The sequence below is a fragment of the Micromonospora sp. 15K316 genome (assembly GCF_004348525.1).
In the GTDB taxonomy this organism is placed as follows: domain Bacteria; phylum Actinomycetota; class Actinomycetes; order Mycobacteriales; family Micromonosporaceae; genus Micromonospora.
Genome location: NZ_SMKG01000384.1, coordinates 1 through 2398, shown reverse-complemented (window position 1 = coordinate 2398; position 2398 = coordinate 1). Strand labels below are relative to the sequence as shown.

Genomic DNA, 2398 nt, shown 5'->3' with positions numbered 1-2398 from the left:
CCCGCGTAGTTGACGACCAGGGCGTAACCCTCCTCGGCCAGCCGCTGCACGACCTGCCGGCCGATGCCCCGGGAGCCGCCGGTGACGATCGCTACCCGCTGTTCCTTGCTCATGTCGAGCCTCCGTTGACCCGTCGTCGTTCGTTGACGGATCAAGCGTCGCTCGGCACAAGCATCAAATCAAACGAATCATTCCGATGATCAGCATCAGCATTGCTGATCCGACGGAGAGCGGGTTCGACAGGTTTCGCGCGTCGGGGTGGCGAGAAGAGTACCCGCCCACCAGTCACCGCAGGCTGCCTCGACGAGTTGAGCGGGTCATGCCGTCACCGGATCGAGAGGGCGCCGTCGGGTCGGTCGAGCGTGCGCGTCAGCCGCGCGGCGCCGGTGACCGGTGGCCTCGCGACCGGACCGGGACGTAGCCGTGCCACGGCATCGGGGTCACCCGGCCGAGCCGTCGGCGGCGTTCGGCGGGACCCGCAACCCGGGACGGCTGGTGGCGTTCAGCGACGCGGTCTTCGCCATCGCGGTGACCCTGCTCGTGCTGGACATCCAGCCGCCGGAGGACTTCCGGCGACTGTTCCACGGACTGGGCGCGCTCTGGCCGTCCTACCTGGCCTACTCCGTCACCTTCCTGATGATCGGCCAGATCTGGGTCAACCACCATGTGATGTTCGATCACGTCCGGGTGGTGGATCGGCTGCTGATGTTCCTGAACACCCTGCTGTTGATGGATGTCGCGTTCCTGCCGTTCGCCGCATCGGTCCTCGCCGACGCGTTCCACTCCGGCGACGGCGAGCGCGGCGCCGTCGTGTTCTACGGCGCCACGATCGAGCTGGCCGCGATCCTGTTCAACATCATCTGGGAGTACGCCCGCCACGATCGGCGACTGCTCGGCTCCACCATCGACGACACCGGTGCCAGGTTCGTCGCCCGCCGGTTCCGGATCGCGATGATCTGGATCGCCGCCGGGATCGTGGTCGGGGCGTTCCTCCCGCTGCTCGGCGTGGCGGTGATCGCCGCCTTCATCCCGGCGTACTGGTTGCCGATCCGGGGCGAGCTCGGCAGGCGCGACGCAGCCGAAGGTGGCTCCGCGCCCTGAACCCGGGCCCGGCCCGGGCCCGGCCGATCAGCCGTCCGCGCGACGCCGCCACTCCCGCGCCAGCATCGCGAACACGAGCTGGTCGGCCCACTCGCCGCGAAACAGGTAGCTCTGCACGTGCCGTGCCTCGCGCCGCATCCCGAGCCGGGTCATCAGCCGGGCGGACGCCTCGACGGCCAGGGTGAGGACGTCGCCCTCGGTACGGAGACCGTCCTCCGGACCATCGCCGCCACCGAGGCCCGCGACTGCTCGCGGGTACGCGGCTCGGTCCGGCCGAACCGCCCCGGATCAGGGCTTCCGCGCCACCGCGCCGTATGCGTCGATCCCCTCGGCGTCGGGGTCGTCCGGCCGCCACAACGGGATCGGCACCAGACCGGGCTCGACCACGGTGAGCCCGGTGAAGCAGGTGGCCAGATCCTGCGGGCTGCGCAGGATGTACGGGACGCCACCGTTCTGCGCCAGCCGCTCGGCGCCGGCGACCACCTCGGGGCTCGTGTCGGTGCCGTCCCACAACACCAGGTAGCTGCCGGGCGGGGTGGCGTCCATCGTCCGGCGGACGATCGACCGCAGCACGTCCAGGTCCGGCTCGTAGCCGAGCACACCCATGAACATCACGGCGATGGGCTGGTCGAAGTCGAGCGTCCGGGCCGCCTCGGCGAGGATCCGCTCCGGATCGTGGTAGTCGGCGGGGACGTAGGTGGTGACGCCCTCGGAGGTGGTGTTCGCGAGCAGCGCCCGGGCGTGCACGAGGACCATCGGGTCGTTGTCCACGTAGACGATGCGGGAGTCGGGCGCCACCTGCTGGGCGACCGCGTGGGTGTTCTGCATGGTGGGCAGGCCGGTGCCGATGTCCAGGAACTGGCGGACGCCCGCCTCGGCGGCGAGGTGGCGCACGGCGCGCACCAGGAACCGGCGGGAGTGCTGCGCCATGAGCACGATCTCCGGATAGACCTCGGCGACGGCGTCGCCGGCCGCCCGGTCGGCCTGGAAGTTGTCCTTGCCGCCCATCCAGTAGTTCCAGATCCGCGCCGCGTGCGGCACATCGGACTGGATCTTCGCGGCGAGTTCGGTGTCCGGGCCAGTCATGCCGGGCTCCTGTCGAGAGGGGACGTCGGTGTGCCAGCTCTGCGCTAAGCCGGCATGCTACCCGCCCCAAGTCCACTGTCGACGATCCTGTCGCCCCGGCACGTACCGCCTGGTGATCCGTGCTCTTTCCCGGAGACGGCGGCCTCCGCGCGCCGGACGGCCACCCTCTCCGCGAAGAGGCCGCTGCGGTGGGGAGGGGTGTTTGTGGGGG

At 70.4% G+C, this 2398-nt stretch carries 3 protein-coding genes; 1 reads left to right on the top strand and 2 read right to left on the bottom strand.

Annotated features, from left to right (window positions below; genetic code table 11):
- On the bottom strand, positions 1-113 hold a 113-nt coding region (locus E1211_RS31720), incomplete at its 3' end, for an SDR family NAD(P)-dependent oxidoreductase (protein ID WP_132353869.1).
- A gap of 310 nt (positions 114-423) precedes the next feature.
- On the opposite strand from E1211_RS31720, the gene E1211_RS31715 reads away from it, so the two are divergent.
- Positions 424-1101, top strand: a complete 678-nt coding sequence (locus E1211_RS31715; protein ID WP_132353867.1) for a TMEM175 family protein — start codon at positions 424-426, stop codon at positions 1099-1101.
- A 288-nt stretch (positions 1102-1389) separates the two neighbouring features.
- On the opposite strand, the gene E1211_RS31705 is transcribed toward E1211_RS31715, so the two are convergent.
- Positions 1390-2187, bottom strand: coding sequence for an SAM-dependent methyltransferase (locus E1211_RS31705; protein ID WP_132353865.1), 798 nt, complete (start codon positions 2185-2187; stop codon positions 1390-1392).
- Positions 2188-2398: the final 211 nt, after the last annotated feature.